Origin of the sequence: Pseudoalteromonas luteoviolacea CPMOR-1 (assembly GCF_001625685.1) — a bacterium.
In the GTDB taxonomy this organism is placed as follows: Bacteria; Pseudomonadota; Gammaproteobacteria; order Enterobacterales; family Alteromonadaceae; genus Pseudoalteromonas; species Pseudoalteromonas luteoviolacea_K.
Genome location: NZ_AUYC01000030.1, coordinates 98,435 through 120,163 on the forward strand (window position 1 = coordinate 98,435; position 21,729 = coordinate 120,163).

Genomic DNA, 21,729 nt, shown 5'->3' on the forward strand with positions numbered 1-21,729 from the left:
CGTGGACTGGGTGTTTGACACTAGGTCCACTTTGTAACTTTTACCTACATAATTTTCATATCAATATTTCGTGCACATTTCCTTGATACACCTCAATAAAGTGAGCAAGTAGTCCGCATTTACATTGTGCGATCAACATAAACGAATCTCACAGGTTAAAATTTAGTGAATTATTTGTTTGATCTGAAATTGAAAATCATTATCATTATTACCTGTAAAGGGGACTTTGCAGTATATAGCGTGCTTTTTACACACAAAATGATTAAGGAGTAATTATGTCTCGTAGATTTTTATTGACTGGCGCGACCGGTGTCGTGGGGCTCTCAATGATAGAGCTGTTATCACCAAATGATGAGATTGTTATTCTAGTAAATCAACGATCTTTTAGTGAGTTACCTCAAGGGGTAAGTCAGCAAATTCAGGGTGATATCCGTAAAGCCAACTTTGGCTTAAATGATGAGCAAGTTGCTCAACTCAAAGGTATTGATTGCATAGTGCACAGTGCAGCATTGACCGATTTCACAGCCGATCCAGACATACTGGCCGGCATTAATGTGGCAGGGCTCAAACATGCTATTGAACTGTCTGAACGTTTAAATGTGCCATTGATCCATATAAGTACCGCATTTGTGAAAGGTCGAAATGGTCATGATTTTAATAATTATGAGCAAAGTAAGCGCGAAGCAGAGGCCTGCCTAAGTGACAACATTACCGTTGTACGCCCCTCTGTCATTATTGGTGACAGTACCCTTGGTTTGATGCCTAAAAAGCAGGGTTTGCATAATATGCTTAAACTCGCGACGAAGGAAGTTATCCCGATTGTACCTGGAGATGCAAACACGCTGGTTGATGTGATCCCTCGTGATATTGTCGCTAAATGTATTTTGACGATAGTGGATAAAAAACTATCGGGAGAGTTTTGGTTAACAGCGGGCACTTTGGCTAAAACGTTAGGCGATTTGCTTACACTTGGCGAAGATGATGATATCACATCACGTTACGATGTGCGTTTTAAAGCCCCTAAATTGATGAGCCCGACCACATTTGAACGGTTGGTTAAGCCTGTGTTTATGCCTGCGCTACCAAAGCGGTTTAAACGCATGTTTGAAGAAACTTCTATTTATTTAAAATATCTTGATATGTCAGAAGGGTTTCAATCTGATGTTCCACAACTCGCTGAAGTCGCAGGCGAATGCTATCAGTTTGATGTACGTCATACGTTAGCTAAAAACTTGGTTGCCTACGATCATCAGCACCCTTTGATTGCTGAGCTTTCAGGAGCGCAGTAACGTGAGAGAGGAAACACTCGAACTACTCAAAGCCCACAGTAACCGTTCAAAAGCGCGGTTGTCTAGCATGATGAATTTGCCCATTGAACACAGTGCACACGGTGCCGAAATTGTCGATGAAAATGGGAAAACCTACTTAGATTTTGGTGGCTTTGGGGTATTTATTTTAGGTCATAAACATCCTCAGGTAGTTGCAGCGGTAAAGTCTCAATTGGACATCATGCCTATGAGTTCACGCACACTAGTGAGCCCTAATTTAGCGACTGCCAGTAAAAAGCTGATAGATATATGCCCTGATGCAATTCAATATGCCTTTTTTACTAATTCTGGCGCAGAGTCGACAGAGCTTGGCTTGAAGCTTGCCAGAGCCAATGGCTGTACACATATTATTGCGGTCACGGGCAGTTATCACGGCAAGTCATTAGGTGCTTTATCGGTGACACATCGTGATGAATTCCGTACGCCATTTGCGCCTTTGTTTGACAATGTGGAGTTTGTTGAGCGTGATAATGTTGAGGCCTTGAAAGCTGCATTTACCAAGTACAAAGAGCCTGTTGCGTTTATCACTGAGCCTGTACAAGGTGAGGGCGGTGTTTACGCCTTGAGCTATGAATTTTTGCATACTGCCAAGCAATTGTGCGAACAATCAAAGGGACTTTTTATCTGTGATGAGATCCAGTCAGGGCTGGCACGCACAGGCACCATGTGGGCAATCGATAAACATAACATCGTGCCTGATGTGATGTTAGTCGGCAAAGGGCTCAGTGGAGGCGTGATACCGTGTGCTGCGGTGGTTGCAACCGAAGCGGCTTTTGCCCCTTTAAATAAGGATTTCATGCTGCATTCGAGTACATTTGGTGGTTCACCCATTGCACTGAGTGCCGCTGAAGCAACCATTGACGTTTTAACATCACAAAACCTAGCTGAGCGTTCAGCCTATTTAGGTAAAGAGATTGTTTGTAAATTAAATGAGATTGTCAAAGCACACAATGAAACCGCATCTCAGCAAATTATCATCCGTGGCGAGGGACTGTTGGTCGGTATTGACGTTGGCACACCTGCGAGAGCAGGTCAGCTGACGCTGTCATTATTAAATCAACAAATCCTAACCAGCCATTCACTCAGTAACGCATCCACTGTGCGCTTAACACCGTGCGCCTTTTTAACTGATGACCAGCTAGCACAGTTATATACCGCGTTTGAAAACGCAATAGACAAGATTTAAGGAAATACCATGAGAGACGTAAAATATACCCAAACTGTGAATGCTTCAGCAGAACAGGCATTCACTAAAATTGCTGATTTTAAATCGTTCGAAAGTCATTGTCAGGCTGTGATTTCGGTTGATGTGACTGAAATTAATGAGCGTGAGTCAGAGTCAACGTGGTTAGTCCATTTTCATGATGGCAAGATGTCTTGGCGTGAGCGTGACCTATTTAATAAAGACGCGCTTAAAATTGAATTTACGCAAATCGAAGGTGATGCGGATATTTTCGAGGGATTTTGGGCGATTGAAGCTGTGTCAGACACGGAGTGTACGGTCACATTTGACGCACGCTTTTGTATGGGGATCCCGACACTTGCCGATATTTTAGAGCCAATCGCTGAGTCTGCGATTAAGCAAAATGTCGAACAGATGCTAAATGAATTATTCGTCCCTCAGCAAGAGGCTGTTGCATGAGCACATTTCAAAAAGCGCAGCATTTGCTGCGCGGCACCTTGCCAGAATTAGCGCAATATCTTTCTGAAACGCCTTTTGATGCACTTGAAAGTGAACAGAGCCAAGCGATCAATATCTTTCGAGATACTGGTGGCGCTCCGACCTTAGTTAAGCAAAAGTATGGGGGCAGGGGCCTGAATGCTTGGCAGGCCGTGCAGTTGCAAATGGCCATTGGTGCCGCTTCCCCTTCATTAGCAATCGCCGTTGGCATGCATCAGTTTTCTATCGCAACTTTGCAAGAAATGGCAAAAATCGGAAATGGTCTTGAGTCACTGATGTTAGAGGGGATCTCTCGCTCAAATTTACTTGTTTCTTCTGCATTTAGTGAAGGACAAATTGGCAAAAGTATTTTAAAGAGCTCGATTATCGCTAAAGAAGTGGATAAAGGCTACGTCATATCAGGTGTGAAGAAACCATGTAGTTTAGCCCATTGCATGGATTTATTGACAGCAAGTGTTCAAGTAGAACCTAAGGATGGCGAGCCTTATTTTGCCGTTGCCATGATCCACAAAGCGTGTGAGGGCATTACAGTAGAAAAATTCTGGCAAGCGCCGTTTTTGCAAGCAAGCCAAAGTGAGGCTGTGGTACTAGAAAACGTCTTCGTACCTAGCTCAATGTTGGTTAATGTCGATGAAAAGTCTGCATATCAGTCTCATGTGGCGGGTTTTGTGTGGTTTGAACTCATTACTTGTGCGTCATATTTGGGCATGGTGTGTGGTCTAGTTGAGCGGGCTTGTGAATTGGGTAGGTTACAAGGTGCAGATAAAGCACATGTGCATGTTCAACTGGAAGCATGCGCGTTGTCACTTAAAGCCATCGCTGGAGATATGGACAACCAAACTCAAGACACGCTGGCACAAGTGTTGAGTGTGCGTTATCACTTGCAGGATGTGCTTGCAGAGGTGACTCAAAGTACCTTGAGTTTGGTTGGCGGCATTAATTACATTAACAATGGCTATTTCGCAACGATTGCGCAGGTCATCCATGCATTTAACTTCCACCCACCTGCTAAGCACGCAATGTATGCGCCGCTAAATAATTATTTTGATGGACAAGAATTGGAGATGGTGTAATGCGTGTAGCGCTGTGCAATATTGAAAATTTGGCGACACAACCCGCTATCTTGCAGGTTTTAGAGGCACATAAGAATGAGATCAAGTTGGTTATCACCAGTGATCCTTATTCAAAGAAAAATGGCGGTTTTATAGCGCAAGCTTATAGAAATATGCGTTTTAGAGGATATGGTTTTACAGAGTACTTATTTGTAAAAATGGTATTTTTATCTGTTATCCGGCCGCTATTAAAACTCTTAGGTATGGATGTGCTGCCGAGCATTGAACAGCGCTGCAACGAACTGGGTATTACGTATATCAAAGTGAAAGACATCAATGATGCCTCTGTCGTTCAGTTGCTAAAAGATAAGCAAATCGACTTATTGAGCATTTATTATTTTGATCAAATTTTACATGATGAAGTCATAGAAATTCCTAGCCAAGGTGTGGTGAACTTTCATCCGGCCTATTTGCCAAAATGCCGAGGGTTATTCCCAATTATGTTTAGCTATCTTTATAATGAGCAAAATTATGGCATCTCAGCACACTGGGTTGAAAATAAAGAAATTGACGCGGGACCTGTCATTGCTCAAAGTGCGATTAAGGTGAGTAATGCAAAGTGCTTATTGGAAATTGATAGGAAAGTGAGTAACCATTTTCCAGCTTTGTATACGCAAGTGCTAGAAATTTTGCAAAACCAACAGGTCAATGCATCAGTTCAAGCACAACAGAGCAGCTATTTTTCTTATCCGCAAAAAGCACAGCTGCGCGAGTTAAATGAAACGCTGCCGCTCATTAATTGGTGTTGGGTACTGCGCGCATTAGGGAACAAAGGCGAACAATACGTTGATAAACACATATCTAAGATAAATTGACAATGAAATATCATTAGTACATCTAGTATATAAATCAAACAGGGGTACAATGAAGGTTGGTTTAGTCTATTTATTCTAATTTGGGTTGTGCCACATAGTTTTTGAGCGGGTTTATAACCCGCTTTTAGTATTTAAAAGCTTTATACTGGAGTTTGACATGCTTTTGACACAATGCACTAAACTCAAGGCTGACTCGGCAAGTATAAAAAGTAAAGAAATTCGCAAGGATCTATTATGAGAGTTTTATGGAGCTTCATGTTGTTAGTGAACGCACATTGGGCGTCGGCCACAGATGATGTGCAAAGCAAAGGCTTGCCTGTAGCGGCTTATAGCGTTCAGCAAGCAACTGGTTTTTATCAATTTCGTCAAGTAACAGGCCAAGTTGTCAAGCACCAAGAAGCTGAAATTGGCTTTGAATTTAATGGCGTATTAGAGTCTCTTTATGCCGACCAAGGTGATGCGGTTAAAAAAGGTCAATTATTAGCGAAACAAGATACTCAGCTCCTAGCCATCGAAAAGCTCGAATTACTTGCAAACCTAGACAAGGTAAAAGCGCAATTGACACTTGCTGAGCAAGACAGTGAGCGTCTTTTGAAGTTAAGTAAGTCTAATTATTCAGCCCAGCAGCAACTTGATCAAAATCGTTCGCAAATATCGGTCTTAAAAGCCGAGTTTCAAGTATTAAATGTAAAGTTGCAAGGCATGGACGTTAGGCTAGAAAAAGCAAACTTAAAAGCCCCATTTGACGGTGTCATTGCGGCGCGTGAAGTGTCAATTGGCGAAGTGGTTGGCCCTGGTAAAGTCGCGTTGAGAGTGCTTGAGCAAAGCAACTCAGAGGTACGCATTGGTGTGCCTCAAGGTCTATTATCTGATATTCAAAAAACCATGCCTATTACGGTTGGTGGCACTGTTTACCAGGCTCAAAAGCGCTCTGGTGGCACCAATCTAGACCCAATCTCTCGTACTGTACAGTTGCGATTTTCTCTACCTGAAGATGCACTGGTTTTTTCTGGTCAAATGGCGGTCATGACCATCGCCAAAAAGCAACAGAAAAACGGATACTGGGTCCCAATCAGTGCGCTTACGAACGGTACTCGAGGCACATGGCAAATATATCAAATTGAACAAGGACGCTTGCAACCTACGGCTGTTGAAGTGCTGCATAGCGATGGTCAATATGCTTACATTGATGGCGATTTTATGAATGGCACTGAGATTTTGGCAAATGGCACCCATAAGGTCGCCGCTAATATAAAAGTCGATATTGTGCAATCTGTTGCTACCCGAGGTGAGCAACAATGATTCCATTTTTGTTGAATAATGCGCGTTTTCAAGTTCTGTTGATTGCGCTGCTTCTCGTATCAGGTTTTGCTGCTTTAAGCAGCTTGCCTCGTACTGAAGACCCACGGATCATAAATCGTTTTGCTTTTGTAACCACCTATTTACCGGGGGCATCTGCTGCGCGTGTTGAAGCGCAGGTTACCGAGAAAATAGAGCAAAAATTAAAGCAACAGTCAGAAATTAAAAACCTCATTGCCATGTCTCGTGCTGGGATCAGTGTATTGAGTATTGAGCTGGAAGATGCCGTTACAGACAGCACGCCTGTGTGGTCGAGAATGCGGGATTTGCTGGCTGATGTGCAAATAGAATTGCCAGAGGATGCATCGTCGCCGCTGCTTGAAGATGACAGAGGGTATGCGTACACAAAAATAGTGGCGTTGACCATTGAACCCGATGAGAGTGAGTCGCAGTCTTTACAGCAAGCCAAACAGATAGCGGTCAATCGCTATACCAAAGAATTACGTAATCAGTTACGTAATCAAAGTGGTGTGGAGGTTGTCCATTTATTTGGTGTAGCAAATGAAGAGGTCAGAGTCACGTTAGATCCGGCTAAACTGAAGTTAGCAGGCCTATCGTTTGAACAAGTCGCACACGCGGTTAAAAATGCCGATGCTAAGGTCTCTGCTGGGATGATCAGCAACCCCCAAATTCAAATGCAGGTGGAGCTCAGTGGCGAGTTTAAGTCGATTACGCGCATTAAAGCAATCCCTATCCAAAGTGATGACCGTTATGGTCAAATCCAACTGAGTGACATTGCTAAAGTAGAGCGTATGTTGGTCGAGCCCCAGCAAGAAATTGCTTGGGTTGATGGTATGCCTGGTGCTTACTTAGGTATTCGAATGCTACCTGATGTACGCATCGATAAATTCTCTGAACAGATAGATGAGTTGTTAGAGTCGTTTAAACTCACGTTACCCAACAATATTCAATTGCTCAGTTTGTTTGACCAAAAAGGGTATACCGAAGACAGGCTAGGCGGCTTACTCGATAATATTTTACTGGGCTTTGTGCTTATTTTGGGTGTGTTGTTTGTCACATTAGGATTAAGAGCCGCAATTATCGTAGGCTTGGCGCTGCCACTCACCGTGATGTTTACGCTTGCGTGCATGAATATTTATGGTTTGCCCATCCATCAGATATCAGTAACGGGCTTGGTCGTTGCACTGGGTATTATGGTTGATAATGCCATCGTTATTACCGATGCAATTCAACGCTACCGTCAGCAAGGCTTAGCGGTACTCAAAGCAGTTACAAAAGCAGTCAATCATTTTTGGCTGCCGTTATTGAGCTCAACCTTAACGACCATTTTGGCGTTTATGCCCATCGTACTCATGCCAGGGCCTTCTGGTGAGTTTGTGGGGGGCATTGCATTGAGTGTTATCTTTGCATTAGTCGGGTCGTACCTTATTTCACATACGCTTATTGCCGTCTTTGCGGGTAAATATGTTCAATCAGACAATCGCACTTCGACTGGTTTTTTGTCGCAAGGGATCAGGCTAAAAAGACTGAGTAATGTATTTGAGCAGCTCCTTAGTCGTTCTTTAAAAAGACCCATAGTCACAGCACTATGCGTCATGGTACTGCCAGTACTTGGTTTTATTTCTGCTGGGCAATTAACAGAGCAGTTTTTCCCGCCTGCAGATCGAGACATGTTTCATATTGAAGTGCGTTTATCAGACAACGCCAGTATTCACGCCACCAAAGCGCTCGTTAAACGTATGGATGCCCACATTTTAAAGCACGAGGGTATTGAGCGTTTGGACTGGATGGTAGGGCGAAATATCCCCATCTTTTATTACAACCTGATGCAAAGAGATAAGGGGGCGCGAAATTATGCACAAGCCATGGTCAAGGTAACCGACTTTGAACGTGCAAATACGTTAATTCGAACCTTGCAAGGTGAGCTTGATCGTGCCTTCCCTGAAGCACAAACCTTGGTTAGAAAGCTAGAGCAAGGACCTCCTTTCAATGCGCCGATTGAAATTCGAATATTTGGGCCAGATTTAGATAACTTGGCTGAATTAGGTCAGCGCATAAAGCAAACCGTTATAGCGCATCCAGAGGTAACGCATACGCGCACAACGCTGCAATCAGGCGCTGCAAAAGTCGAGCTGTTAGCCCATGAGTCACAACTCACTCACGCAGGTGCGCAGGCACAACGTGTTGCTGCTCAGCTTCAAGCGCAGTCACAAGGCGTGACGGTGGCCAGTGTTTTAGAAGATACAGAGACGGTACCTGTTAATTTAAGGTTTGATGATCAATATCGTGACGGGCTTGATGGGCTGGCTAACGTTGAAGTCATGGGCAGTCAGCCATTGTTGTTATCGGCTTTTGCGACCAGTCGTATTGTGCCGGAGCAAAGTACCATCCACCGACGTAATGGTGAGCGGCTGAATGTTGTTGAAGCATTTTTACAGACTGATGTTTTACCAGCGAAAGTGCTGAAAGATTTGCAAATTCAACTAGAGAAAGAGCAATTTACGTTGCCCGTAGGTTACCGCTTGGAAATTGGTGGTGAGTCTCAGCAGCGAGACCAAGCTGTGGGCAGTTTGTTAGGTAAAGTTGGCGTTATTTTTGTGCTATTGATCACAGTATTAGTGCTTACATTTAACTCGTTTACAACAACGGGGCTGATACTTATCACGGCGTTTCAGTCGGCCATGTTAGGCATTTTAAGTGTGTATATTGCAGGTCATCCGTTTGGTTTTACGGTAATAATTGGTCTGCTCGGTCTAATGGGACTCGCCATTAATGCGGCCATTGTAATTTTATCTGAGCTCAGAGCGAATGAAGCGAAGACCGTAGATGAGATTGTCACTGGGGTTATGACATGTGCTCGACATATCACATCAACCACCATCACTACAGTGGGTGGGTTTTTACCCCTCATTTTGGCGGGGGGGAGTTTTTGGCCGCCATTTGCCATTGCGATTGCGGGCGGTACGGTACTAACAACCGTGTTATCATTTTTCTTTGTGCCAAGTTGTTATTGGTTAATGCAAAGGAAACGTACGCCAGCGCTGATGACTAAATTAAAAAATCTAAAAGCCTAGAGTATTTGGATTAAGTATGGCCATTTTATATGATGGTCATACATTATTTTATTCTATTAATCTGTTTCGTTGTCTCCATTTTTTTTGCATATTTTATAACTATGCTTGGAAGGTATTAAAGCATTGCAGCTTTAATACCTTCCAAGCAAGCAGAGTCACATGGATGTGACTTTTTATCTTGTTGCTTCCATATATCATCTTTTATAAAACAAATAGAACATCTCGGTTATATATTAACCTGTCAGTTTTGAAGAGTGAGCGATCTATATTTTTTCTGCTTCAACACATCGAAGCGCGTTGATGACAGCGCGTATTGAGTTTTATTAGGTAATGAGACAGCCGCCAATAAGTTTATATGGGGCTCATGGTTAATAGTAAATTTTATTTTTGTATTTGTTTTCAAATTTAAAATTACAAATTCTATGACTGCTTACTACAATAAATTTTTGGGTCAAAGTGTTCGGTGAAGTAAAAGGCTTAAAATGATAAACACCGCGTGCTTTTCTTATTTTTATTTCTGATCAGGCCGTTAAAATAAGCTTAGTTTGCTAGACTTAGACATAAATCGGCGCAGCTCCATATATCGGGTTTCTATCCATTGCAATTTGCTTATTAAAGGCCAAGTGATGCCATTTTTAGGTATGTTTTATGTGCAAAAGGGAAAGCACTTTCAGTTGCCTATACTATCACCATAAACCTGGTGGTTATTATTTAGTTTTAGACTTATTAATCGCACCTGAGCTTATTTCATCAGTTTTAGGTGCGTCAAAAGCGTTTTTCATTAGCTTTTTGAAATTATAACAATCTAAATGATTTGAATTCGGGCAGTTAGCTACTTTAACTAACTCTGCTTTGACTGCCTCTAATTGTATGATCTTATTTGAAATATCCTCAGACTTTTTAATTAGCATCTGTCTGTCAATTTCAATACTTTTACCGTTAAAAAATGAAGCAATTTCATCTAATGAAAAGCCCGCTAATTGACCTAGAGAAATAATAGAAAGCTGATCAATGATGTCATGGGTATAATATCTTCTCAATCCTTGCCTGCCAGCGGGCTTTATGAGCCCTTTTGATTCGTAATATCTCAAGGCGGACGCATTGATGCCCGTTTTTTTGGTGACTTGGCCGATATCTAGCATGTATAGCCCTTAAACAAGTACGCGTTAATTTTGTTACTTTGTCACATTTTTTCAAAGTTGTTAAGCATAAGCTTGTTTTAAAATTAATCCGTAACATAGACCAATAAACAGTAAGATAAATAAACCAAGCTTAAATCAAAATATGGCTTGATAAATACACAATTGCATTGCAATAAAGTCAATTATTTCGATGTCATTTATATGTTAAAAGTTCATGTAGATAATTATAGAGAGCTCATGCTTGACGTATTCAACTGACCCAGTGTTATTAAATATTATTGCGTATGAAGGGTTTAAAATATTATTATTCTTAACATTGCTGTATTTTTTGTATGAAGCAAATTGTAATGGTTTTACGAGACTCTATGATAAAAAGTATCAACTACAGAGTGACTTTGATAAACAGTTTGTTTCTTGGAGTATTACCTTCTGCGTTATTTCTATCCTGCACTTTACAGACCAGCCAGTGAACGACGCTGTTCTCGATGCTGATATTGATCAAACCGTAAGACGAAGACTTTTTTATTTCTTGAAAATGTGCTTTAGTTTTATAAGTATTGTGTGCATTTATGCCTTGCATACTCTTCGCGACTGCCCATTTTCAAAGACAGCAAGAAATTGTATTTATGTCATCATACCAACGATGACCATTAGCTTTATAGAATTCTTTTTGAGAGGGTATTTGGACATTAACACGTTCATTCCAGTATATAGGTTTTATGGTGTGTTGCATTATGTACTGCTTATGGCTGCGCTTATGGCTTTTCCAATTCGTCAGTTGTGGATGTTACAAAAATCAGGCTAGAAGCTTACTTAAGCGCACATTTTAATAAATGCATCACACTTAATCCCTTCGTTTTTTTGCTCGCCTTGAGCTGTGAAATAAACATCATTTTAAGCATAAACAAAATTAAATTGGTTATTTTGGAATTTAATATCTTACAGTGTGTGAATTTAATATTCTTTTTGGTTGATTGAAATACGTAGTTGTATCAGAGAAAGGGTTAGTGTATTTTGTGCAAGTTTTTACATTAGTGGGATGCTTTCGACGTGGCTGAAAATAGCTCTTCGAATTAATAGGCATGGGATAACGTCAAGCCGGTATGTGTCACAGTTCAATATATTGAAACGGAAAGTGCAAAACTATGCGAAAAACTTGCTTTATTAAAAGTGTACATTTTCTACAAGCCCAATAAATAGTTGAGAGAATTTTAGTGTCGCTACCAATCGAAACAGCATTATTGAACGCGATTGTTTTCAGGGGGTTGCAAATTAGTTTAGTGCTGGCTTTGATATATTTCGTTTTTACCGCTAAAAGTCAGCGAGTTGCTCGAATTTATGATAAGAGATTTGAGTTAAAAACAAAGCAAGAACAGTGTTTTGCGTCTTTTTGGATTACATTTTTTTGTCTTTTTATTTATATACTTATTGATGAACAGATCACGAACACAATTATTGCAGCGGATCTTGATTACTTATTGAGAAGAAAGCTTTTTTACTTCTTTAGGATCTGTGGTGTGTTGATGTTTTTAGTGTCTGTCTATTCGCTACACTCATTAAGGCAGTGTGCTTTTTCACCTGCCACTAGAATTGCTTTCTACATATCTATACCTGTTGTTTCGATATTCTTTTTACAACTTATCTTACGTGGATACTTAGAAATTGAAGCGTTAGTGCCTTTGTATCGCTGGCTTGCAATTGTTCAGTGTTCGACGTTGTCAGTTGTTGTTTTGTCAAACCCAGTTAGTGAGATATATCAAATGTACAAAAAGCGAGATATGTAAATATATAAATTAAAACAATGGAGTGTTTAGGGAATTTGAATTGAAAGAACTCGTTAGGTTGTGCTTAAGCTATGTATGGAAGGACGCTGTTGCTTAGGTTTTTGACATAATAAAAATGCAACTGAGTCAGGCGTTCTGTGTTTAACGGTATTACATTCAAAGTGTTTAAAGATGGATCAAATAGTAGATTTTTTGATAGTGTCGGGCGTTTTGTACAAGGGCTTACAAGCTTCTTTGTTTGTTGCTTTTTTGTATACATTGTACGTAACGCGTCGGCGAGGTTATGGCTTTTTTTGCGATAGAAGGTATAAGCTAGATAACCCTGCCGATAGGGATTTGGTCTCTTGGCATATCACAATAGTGACCTTATTTGTTATGCAGCTAATTGATCATATATTGCAATATTCGCTTGTTGCTTTGGATCTGGATTATGTTGTTAGACGACGCCTATTTTATTTTTCAAGGTTGTTTTCTATTGGGATTTTTATCGTTTCTGTTGTGGCATTGCACTCTCTTAGGGGATGTAGCTTTTCCCGATATTCGCGCGCGATAGTGTATGTATTGTTGCCAATTTCTACGACGACCTTGGTACAACTTGTGTTGAGAGGGTATTTAGATATTGAAGTGTTTAGACCTTGGCATAGGTTGGTTGCTTGTATTAGCCAATTAGCGTATCCGATCATCATATTTTCGTTTATTGCATCGCAGCTTTATGCTGATTTCAAACAGCGTGCAAGCAGACGTGCAGCGCAATAGGCGCTTTATTGTTTCACAGTTCAACGCCGTTGGCGTAGGTGATAGAGTATTTGGCACTGTTTGGGTTTTCTTGCCAATTTAGCTGTTTGGTAACGGTGATTTGTACGCCATAATACTCAGCCATACCAGCCAATACGCCTTCAACGAGATCGAACATTCTACGTGAGGAAGTATAAATAAGCTGCGCTTCAAATAAGGACAACGTGTTGTATTGGAATTTTGGTGGCAGTGCATCTGGGTAGAGCTTTTTAAGTTCGATATGATGTAAGTCATCCAATTGTTGCAATACATACGCTGGGTGTGCGTAATCAGTGAAATGCTTAGGCAGCAACCCCGACAACCTTGGGTAAAGCCATTTACCAAAACTAAAATGTGCTTGAGCGAGTGTAATGCCTATTTTATTAATGACGATATCGACTAATTCAATAAGGTGTTCGTCAGGGTAATTTTCTGTTCTCACAAATGCGGTGTTAGTGTCAAACGAGCAGGCTTCAAAAGCGTCGTATAATACTTCTTCACCGGCGACTTCAGTGACAAACTCTTCAAGTAACATAAAAATATGGCCTTTCATTATGCAAACTCCGGTTTAAATGGAAGACTAATGGTAAAGCGCGTACCTTTACCCTCTGTACTTTCAACGGCGATTTTACCTTTGTGTTGCTGAATGATTTTGTAAGAAATCGAGAGGCCCAACCCTGTGCCTTTTCCGACTGGCTTAGTGGTAAAAAATGGGTCAAATATATTACGTAGATTTTGTGCTGAGATCCCCATGCCGTCATCGGCGATAGTGACGTAAATGTTACGCTCGTCAAAGCTACTGGTGATATCAATTTTGCCAAGTTTCTCAATCGCTTGACCGGCATTGATTAATAAGTTTAAAAACACTTGGCATAATTTGTTACCACTGCAAACAAGCTTGGGTAACTTGCCCAGGTGGGTGTTCAAGGTCGCGTGATGTTTAAAGCTGCTCTGTGCTAGGTTGATTGCTTGGTCAAGGACTAGGTTTAGATCCTCTGGCACCATTTCCTCGTTGTCGATATGTGTATAGTTACGCAGCTCAGTAACAATTGACGCAATTTTGTTGAGGCCGCACAAGGACTCATCCATCAAGTCTGGGATGTCGTCCTGAATAATGGCTACATCATAGCTGGATTTGAGCGCTAACATTGCTTGCTCGTTGGGTGCCATCTTTTCAAGATCTTCCTGATACGCCAGTAGCGTAATGAGATACATTTTTAGCGTCTCAATATTAGACTTAGCATAGCCGGTAGGGGTGTTGAGTTCATGTGCAACGCCCGCAGATAGCTGACCTAAAGACGCCATTTTTTCCTGCTGGATTAGTTGCACCTCTTGCTTTTTTAGGGCTTCAAGTGCTTCACAAAGCTCTTCATTGGCTTTGTATAAGCTTCGAGCTCTGGACTCGAGTAAGTCTTCAGCATGTGCCTTACCTGCTAGCGCACGTTGAAGCTTTTTCTCAAGTAGCGCGATGGTTTTACTTGCTTCTAGTGTTGTCATGCAAATCCAATCTGGTTGATACATTTACAAACAACGAAGCAAGAATAGCTCCAATTTAGCTCTCAATACCAACTTTGTATTTTTTTACCTATAAAAAACAGCAAGTAAGGAATAGCCAGCCTCAGTTTGACGGCGAATGTAAATGCGTTTTTTGCATTTTGCAAAGGCCTAAAAAAACGAAATTAATTCTCAAAATGCAAAATTTTACGATATAAAAGCCGTGAGTCTCAATTTGCGAAAAGCAAAGCTGTTTTGCAAGTTGGTACTGGCAGATGCTGCCAAAATACATGCCGTTTACGCCAAAAAGGGCTGGGAGTTGCTGCCTTCACTTTTCTTACTTATTTGCTTTTTAGCTTCCTCTTGAGTAGGCAGATAAAGGATTAAAAATGCCCCTGTATCAATTATATTGAGGAAATAAAATGATATTTAAAAAAAGTACACTCTGCGCAGCTTTGGCATTTGGGTTGTCAAATTATGCGATGGCGGGTTGTAGTGGTTTAGACGATGGTGCATCAGCCTATATTGATGGTTCGACTTTAAAAATTAAAGGTACGAGTAGTAACGAGCAAATTACCTTAAGTGTGTCTGGTGATGATGTCACCGTAACCCGAAAAGTGGGTAATAGCACAAGTTGTGACGAATTTTATCTTAGCCAATTTGACACCATTTATGCAGCTTTAAATAGTGGAAATGATACCTACAATGGTAAAGATATTGCTGTAGTACAAAAGATATATGGAGGCAAAGGGAACGACCATATTACGACAGGGCGTAAAGATGATTTCATTAAAGGTGGACGCGATAACGACACTATTTTTGGCACTAGTGGCAATGACGTGATTTTTGGTGAACGTGGCAATGACGAAATAGACGGTGGCTATGGCAATGATTCTATAAGTGGCGGCGACGGCCATGACAAGCTTTTTGGTTCTTTCAACAATGATACCATCACAGGTGATGATGGCGGTGATTTACTCATGGGAGGTCAGGGCGCTGATACATTACATGGCGGCAGTGGTAATGACTACTTAGGCGGTGGGTGTACGCTTGAAAACGCCAATGGCGGCGATATTTATGAGGTTCATGCATGTAACGACAGCAGCGACGGCGCCGATAAGTTGTATGGTGGTGATGGCCATGATGTGCTCAGTGGCGGTAACGGGAGTGACACCTTGTATGGCGATGCAGGAAACGATTACTTAGCAGGGAATGGTGGCCGTGAAGATCGTTTACACGGCGGTGAAGATGACGATGCTTTGTTTGAAAACGGTGATGGGAATCCAAACAACCAACGCTGGCACAAAGCGTGGGGTAATAGTGGTGATGACATCATTGTGACTAACGGCGAAAACTCGAACTTAGAAGGCGGTCGTGGCAACGATGTGATCATTGCGTTGTCGAGTAATTTTGATGCAAAAATCCACGGCGGTAAAAATGGCGACTACATTTGGACTGGCGACAATGCACCGCAGGGAACATGTGGAAAAGGCGATGACAAGGGCATGGCACTACTCAATAGCTGCGAAGGCACCACTTGGGTGAGCGACTATCAAGGTCTGTTGTCTAAAATGGGGAGTCGCAGCAACTTTGACAACCCATTTTTTGATGCCGCTGACGCAGTCGCTGAAATGGACGGTTCTTATACTGGTTTTAAAAACGGTTGGCGTAGCTACGATGATAACAAAAAGCCAAGCGCATTATACGGTATTGTTTCAAGTGCAGTATTTGACCGTTGGTTAAACGACCAGTCTACAAGGCCTTATTCGTACTACCAGTGGCAAGTCTCGTTTTATGTGGGTAATGGTATTTACGGCACGTACACCCACTGTATGGAAAACAACGTTGCTTACAAATGTAAAAGACAAATAGGCCAGCATCAAATTTGCTATAACCAGTCTGGCAATACAGTTTCATGTGACTAACCTAGTTTGGTAATTAGGTTATCAACCCAAGCCCACATATGTGGGCTTTTTTGGTGGGCGGGTCGAATAATATGGTGGTATTGTGATTTAAAAATCGTGATTCAGAGCTAAAACCCCGTCCCTCAGAACTTAAACCCCGTCATCCTGACGAACGTCAGGATCCATGTGTTGTTCATTCAAAAGGCCAAACATTTAGATTGTTTAAAAGACTAGATTGCGGGGCAAGCCCACAATGACGAATTATTAGATCGAAAACAGGTTTCAAATCCCGTCATCCTGACGAACGTCAGGAACCATGTGTTGTTCATTCAAAAGGCCAAACATTCAGATTGTTTACAAGACTAGATTGCGGGGCAAGCCCGCAATGACGGGGGGAGAGCGAAAGGTGATTTTAAGTTGCCTAACTTAAACTAATATTCGCTATTCTAAGCCGCCTCCCTAAACCAACCTTCGTCATCCTGACGAAAGTCAGGATCCATTTTCTGTTCACTCAAAGTGCCAACTATTCAGGTTGTTTAAAAGAATGGATTGCGGGGTAAGCCCACAATGGCGGATGTTAAGATTTAAACAGAACCCAAACTACGTCATCCTGACGAAAGTCAGGATCCATTTTGATTCACTCAAGGCACCAACCATTCAGGTTGTTTAAAAGAATGGATTGCGGGGCAAGCCCGCAATGACGGAGGTTTAGAATGAAAGATGACTTCAAATAGCGTCATCCTGACGAAAGTCAGGATCCATTTTCTGCTCAGCCAAAGCACCAACCATTCAGGTTGCTTTAAAGAATGGATTGCGGGGCAAGCCCGCAATGACGGAGGTTTAGAATGAAAGATGACTTCAAATAGCGTCATCCCGACGAACGTCAGGATCCATTTTGATTTACCCAAAGCACCAACCATTCAGGTTGCTTAAAAGATTAAATTGCGGGGCAAGCCCGCAATGACGGGTGTTAAGGTTTGAACAGAATCCAAACTACGTCATCCTGACGAAAGTCAGGATCCATTTTGATTCACTCAAGGCACCAACCATTCACGTTGTTTAAAAGAATGGATTGCGGGGCAAGCCCGCAATGACGAGGTTGGGAGTTATATATGTCTAAAATTTATCACTCAGTTCTAACCCTGAACTCTATTCAGGACTTATATCTGTTATTCTCACCCGCAAACTCAACACCTCAAACAAACCATAAATGCAAATAACAAAATAGGTGTAATTTCATGTAATGGATTTCACCAGAATAAAAAGGCTATATTAAAAAGTTTTCTAAATTTTAAATGCTGCTCTTGTCATATTAAATTCAAAAAAATCCCGAATAACTGAGCTAAAACACTATAAATAGTGTGGGAAATCGTGTTAAATGATGGCTAGCTATAAATTATTTAATACAAAGTTATTTGTTAATAGCAATTAGTTAGAAGTAAGCGGTTAAAGGACTTTTGAATCGCGTATAGCAGGACCTATCAAAGTCAGTCATTGTCTATACGTGCCACCGCAGAGTATTATTTTTTAAGGTGAGCGATGTCCGAGTCTACTTTCCATTATTACAGTCAACATGCCCAAGAATTTGCAGATGCTACTCGGAATGTAGATATGCAGCCACTGTACACGCCTTTTTTACAAGCACTGCAAGATAAACCCAATTCGCAGCTGCATATTCTCGATGCAGGATGTGGCAGTGGCCGTGATGCGTTGAATCATTTAATTAAGATTCGTAAATATATGACAAGTGAACATAACTAACGCACCCCTTGTTAAACATCTGATTCTATTTTTTATTTGTATGAATATTATTGGTTTTTTAAGCTAGAGTTAATTTGTAGAGGAGCAACTATGCTTGCCAAGGCTGATGTGGATATTAATTCAATCAAAAGTATGTTTTTTAATCTAGGAATTAGTCCAAGTTGGTTGGTGCCAACTGAAACAGGTCTTAAAAAGTCTATATTGGATGCACATTCGGGCATAGTATCTTACTTTTTTAGTACTGGATTACATGATTTTTCATCTCAAAAGCAAGGTCAAGCATATAAAAAACTAATACCAACTAAATTAGTTACCAAAGATAAGTTTATAGAAACAACCACTTCATTATATCGTCCTGAAACTAAGAAAGGCGACCCTAGGATGTGGATATCACGATTGCCGATAATAGCTAAGCCTTTTAATTTACTTGCTATTTTTGTTTTACAGGATGAATTATATGTAATAAATGTTAGCCAAGAAGGGTTCCTTTCAGAATTGGAGAGCAGGAGCAGTTTAGTAAATTCGATATTAGAAAAAGTAGCTATAAACAATAATGTTCCTTTATCGGATCGATTCTCAGAATGGAATCTAAGGTTATTACAAAGCTTTTTTACTAAAGCAAACCAGAACGAAGAAGTCTTTTTAAGAATTGATAGTGACTGGGTTGATAGTATTGGACAAGATATTGGCGGTTATGAAGGGTTTAAAGCTGCGGTGATTAAAGGGCCAGATTGGCTTCCAAGTAAGAAAAGCTTGGTTGAAACAGCTATAGAACTGGTTAAATTTCGTAATGCATCTAAAAACTTAAGTTTAGAAAAATACAAAGATCCTGGAAAGTTTGATACTACTTATTGTGGATTATCATCTCCCACATATTTACCCTATTTGGCAGCACTAATAGTTACTTCTTCAAAGCAAACATCAGACTTTTACAAACGTTTTAGTCAAGAAATGAATCTAGACTCTACACTCCAAATAGATGATATGAAGCAACTCGAAAAAGTGTGGGATGACTTGTCTGACTGGACGCGAGAGCAAAATGGTGCCTTGGGATTTTTCAATGTAAGGAGGCTGGGGGGATATAAACATATAGGCATTCCTCGATCTCAAAGTATAGTAACTCAATCTGATTTTGATTCATTTCATAAAGTTTTCGCATCCGCTGAAATTAGGGCTGGTTCAAAGTTTTCTAAAACTTTGCTTGATAAAATTAAGAATGAATTAAAAGTATCGGCATACCTATTTACAAATGGCTTTCAAGAAGCCCTTAAAGATAGAACGTTTTCTAAAGCAATTGATGAAACACTCAGATATACCTATTTGGATTGGGATGGGACATGTCAGGATATTGAAAAGCGTGATTCCTCAGATACTACTAAAGTACCTTTAAGTAAAGCAAACGCAAGGGTTTCATTTCTTATAACCGATAGTAGTACTATGCAGCTTGTTCCCGTTTGGGAAATATACTCTATAAAAGATTCAGGAACCTTCGAACTTTATTACAACAAGCACTGCTGGCATGGACGTTTTTTATCGACAGAATTTGGTTATACCACGCTAGGAGAATCTCCTAGTTTAATCTGGGAGGCAATGACATCATCTTTTCAGGATAAACAAGAGCTTTTACTAAAAGTTAACGATACATTTGAGGAAGAAAAGACACTTACTTATAGTCTACCAATTCATAAATTATGGATCTTAACCATTAAGCTCGATTCTTACCTTAATAAACATAAATTAGTTGAAAGTGTTCTACCTAGCTATGGAAGTGTTTTTATATTAATTCCCCCGCCTCATATTGAAATGGTTTTTAAATATTTAGAAAATCAAGAGGTTGATTTTGAGCCAATGGACGATATTAAAGGTATTTGTGAAGACTGGGTACTAATTAAAATTACGGATTGTGCTGAATTGACGCAGGAGCAAAGACTTTTACCTGATGGTAGAGAAAATCCTCACCCTAGGGTAAATAGTTTAAAACTGGTTGGCGGTAGAAGAATAAAAAGAGGCGGCACGCACATGTTTTTACCGTATGACCTTCCCGAACTGGAGGTCACTATCCCGTCAGGCGCTACTATAACTAGTAGTGCTGGTGCCAAGCTCCATGAATTAAAGAGTGATTCCATTGCTGAAAATAACTTATTCAATGAAAGTTTCTCTACAAGAAGATTTGAAATTGAAGTTCCGAAAAACGTTAGTTCTTTAAACGAGTTTACAGCATTTGACACTGAAGGGAAGCAAATCGGTCATGTAAAGTTAAGAGTAGCTAGTACTGATGGAGATATAGTTAATTCAAACTGTAAAATCACTTTAGATAACTTAGGGAAGTGCATCAGATCCGGTGAAGGGTTACACGGTGCCATCTTAAACAAGTTTGACGACCTTGACTACAATACTGTGCGTGAAGATTACTCCATTTCAAAAGAATCCAAAGTATTAGGCTCTCAGTACTTAGATCCAGACTATATTTTTGGTATAATTGAATGCTTTTTAGATGCACTCGCAATAGCAGGAGCTTTAAATTATGGTATTGCTAGAAACCTTTTACAGAGGCTAATACACAAGCATCATTCGGACACAACCCCCATTTTAATTCTCTTGTATTTAAGGCAAGTTGGGCGGATAGAGTTAACTACAACTAATCGTGGGCACATAGTTAGTGTGAACTCCGTTAAACCTACAATCGTTGAGTTACCAATTACAACTGTTAATGGCAGAGTATATGGAGTTGTAGGAACTTTAAGACTCAAGCAGTGGGATTTGATAGATAACTTATGTGACTTAGATGTTATTTATGCAACCCCTGACAAGTTTGGCTTTTCTGGAAGGCGGATAATCTCAAACTCACAAGAAAAAATAAAAGAAATGTGTAATAAGCATGAGTTTCACTTTGTAAGACAGCCCAGTAAAGAAATACTAGAATGGGCAAATGGAATTGAACAATTTAAGTTATCTATTTCCGGATACCATATAGAGTCTTTAGTAGGACAATCGAAGAAAAAGTTTTCTCCAGGAAAAGCACTTTTCACGGATACATCAAAGCACTACGATTGTGAGCTTTGGAAGATGGATGATTTAGGTACATACCTTGATAACCTTTACGTTGTGAATTTAAATGGTAGCTTGTCATTTATCAGAGACTCTAGATGGGGAACCTGGCTTAATATTATTGAATACGCGAAGTGGTTAAGAGATATGAAATATCTGCCAGAATCATTTACTGTTCCAATTACATTTCACTTAAGTACCTCCACTATATGGATACCAGCAAGAATAGGGTTACCCATCGTTTTAGACAGAGCCCTTTCTTTGTGCAGTGGTTTATCTCCCGAAGTAATAAAGATGGCAAAAGAAACTACCCAAACAAACAATTCTTCAATCAATATAGTTTCCGAAAATGACAAGACAACGAAGTTAGAAATTGATTGTTTTTATACGAATATGGCCGCAGGCCATTGGATTAAGTATGAGTTTATTCCAGAAGGCATAGCCAATAAAGTGGCGCAATTGTTAAATGCAAAATTAGATTATAGATAATAA

The 21,729-nt window shown here is 40.4% G+C and carries 14 protein-coding genes; 11 read left to right on the plus strand and 3 right to left on the minus strand.

Features of this window, described 5'->3' with window-relative positions; translation table 11 throughout:
* Window positions 1-275: 275 nt before the first annotated feature.
* From N473_RS12885 to N473_RS12915, 7 genes are all read left to right on the plus strand, one after another.
* A complete protein-coding gene (locus N473_RS12885; RefSeq protein ID WP_063368261.1) occupies window positions 276-1,289 on the plus strand; it encodes an SDR family oxidoreductase in 1,014 nt (337 codons plus the stop codon).
* Window position 1,290: 1 nt separating this feature from the next.
* Window positions 1,291-2,514 (plus strand): aspartate aminotransferase family protein, encoded by a 1,224-nt coding sequence (locus N473_RS12890; protein ID WP_081221158.1) that lies wholly within the window; start codon window positions 1,291-1,293, stop codon window positions 2,512-2,514.
* 9 nt (window positions 2,515-2,523) lie between these two features.
* A complete protein-coding gene (locus N473_RS12895; RefSeq protein WP_052262327.1) occupies window positions 2,524-2,970 on the plus strand; it encodes a type II toxin-antitoxin system RatA family toxin in 447 nt (148 codons plus the stop codon).
* Window positions 2,967-4,082, plus strand: a complete 1,116-nt coding sequence (locus N473_RS12900; protein WP_063368263.1) for an acyl-CoA dehydrogenase family protein — start codon at window positions 2,967-2,969, stop codon at window positions 4,080-4,082. Before N473_RS12895 ends, N473_RS12900 begins: the two co-directional genes overlap by 4 nt.
* Window positions 4,082-4,936 carry a formyltransferase family protein gene (locus N473_RS12905; RefSeq protein ID WP_063368264.1) on the plus strand — a complete coding sequence of 285 codons (855 nt, stop codon included), beginning with the start codon at window positions 4,082-4,084 and terminating at the stop codon, window positions 4,934-4,936. The genes N473_RS12900 and N473_RS12905 overlap by 1 nt, the downstream gene beginning before the upstream one ends.
* A gap of 234 nt (window positions 4,937-5,170) precedes the next feature.
* Entirely contained in the window at window positions 5,171-6,238 is a 1,068-nt protein-coding gene (locus tag N473_RS12910) for an efflux RND transporter periplasmic adaptor subunit (RefSeq protein WP_063368265.1), read from the plus strand.
* Entirely contained in the window at window positions 6,235-9,330 is a 3,096-nt protein-coding gene (locus N473_RS12915; RefSeq protein ID WP_063368266.1) for an efflux RND transporter permease subunit, read from the plus strand. Before N473_RS12910 ends, N473_RS12915 begins: the two co-directional genes overlap by 4 nt.
* Before the next feature lie 707 nt (window positions 9,331-10,037).
* Here the strand turns inward: N473_RS12915 and N473_RS12920 are convergent.
* A complete protein-coding gene (locus N473_RS12920) occupies window positions 10,038-10,472 on the minus strand; it encodes a helix-turn-helix domain-containing protein (protein WP_063368267.1) in 435 nt (144 codons plus the stop codon).
* Between the two features lie 1,955 nt (window positions 10,473-12,427).
* On the opposite strand from N473_RS12920, the gene N473_RS12935 reads away from it, so the two are divergent.
* Window positions 12,428-13,012: a hypothetical protein gene (locus N473_RS12935; protein WP_063368270.1), complete on the plus strand. Its 585-nt coding sequence runs from the start codon at window positions 12,428-12,430 to the stop codon at window positions 13,010-13,012.
* A gap of 13 nt (window positions 13,013-13,025) precedes the next feature.
* Here the strand turns inward: N473_RS12935 and N473_RS12940 are convergent, their stop codons facing one another.
* Both N473_RS12940 and N473_RS12945 read right to left on the minus strand, forming a co-directional pair.
* Window positions 13,026-13,583: a heme NO-binding domain-containing protein gene (locus N473_RS12940; RefSeq protein ID WP_063368271.1), complete on the minus strand. Its 558-nt coding sequence runs from the start codon at window positions 13,581-13,583 to the stop codon at window positions 13,026-13,028.
* Complete coding sequence (locus N473_RS12945) at window positions 13,583-14,527, minus strand: sensor histidine kinase (RefSeq protein WP_196766410.1); 945 nt, start codon at window positions 14,525-14,527, stop codon at window positions 13,583-13,585. The genes N473_RS12940 and N473_RS12945 overlap by 1 nt, the downstream gene beginning before the upstream one ends.
* A 419-nt stretch (window positions 14,528-14,946) precedes the next feature.
* Between N473_RS12945 and N473_RS12950 the strand changes: the two genes are divergently transcribed.
* The 3 genes from N473_RS12950 (at window position 14,947) to N473_RS12965 (ending at window position 21,726) form a co-directional block, all read left to right on the plus strand.
* Window positions 14,947-16,449 carry a calcium-binding protein gene (locus N473_RS12950; RefSeq protein WP_063368273.1) on the plus strand — a complete coding sequence of 501 codons (1,503 nt, stop codon included), beginning with the start codon at window positions 14,947-14,949 and terminating at the stop codon, window positions 16,447-16,449.
* A gap of 1,518 nt (window positions 16,450-17,967) precedes the next feature.
* Window positions 17,968-18,189 (plus strand): hypothetical protein, encoded by a 222-nt coding sequence (locus N473_RS12960; protein WP_063368275.1) that lies wholly within the window; start codon window positions 17,968-17,970, stop codon window positions 18,187-18,189.
* A gap of 90 nt (window positions 18,190-18,279) precedes the next feature.
* Window positions 18,280-21,726, plus strand: coding sequence for a hypothetical protein (locus N473_RS12965; protein ID WP_063368276.1), 3,447 nt, complete (start codon window positions 18,280-18,282; stop codon window positions 21,724-21,726).
* Window positions 21,727-21,729: the final 3 nt, after the last annotated feature.